The organism is Achromobacter sp. SIMBA_011, from assembly GCF_046535435.1.
Lineage (GTDB): Bacteria > Pseudomonadota > Gammaproteobacteria > Burkholderiales > Burkholderiaceae_B > Achromobacter > Achromobacter dolens.
Genome location: NZ_JAWRWN010001076.1, coordinates 1 through 243, shown reverse-complemented (window position 1 = coordinate 243; position 243 = coordinate 1). Strand labels below are relative to the sequence as shown.

The following is a 243-nucleotide window of genomic DNA, read 5'->3' as shown; positions in this document are numbered from 1 at the left end:
CATCGGCTGGCCATCGTTCTCCAGCCGGTCGAGCGACAGCGAAAACCAGAACCTGCCGATGCGGTTCGCGATTCTCGCCGTCTGATGGTTGCCGCCGAAGCTGTCCGCGAACCCGTAGCCGTCGCGATAGCGCTGCGTGAAGAACTGCGTCGACACCGACGCCTCGAGCCGGTCGGGCTTGCGCGTCGTCAGCAGCACGGTCGAGCCGATCGCGTTGCCCGGATAGAGCGCGGAAAACGGGCC

1 pseudogene is annotated in these 243 nt (G+C 66.3%); it reads right to left on the bottom strand.

Features of this window, described 5'->3' with window-relative positions:
* Positions 1–243 (bottom strand): annotated as a pseudogene (locus SB816_RS34340) (TonB-dependent receptor); the annotation flags it as partial.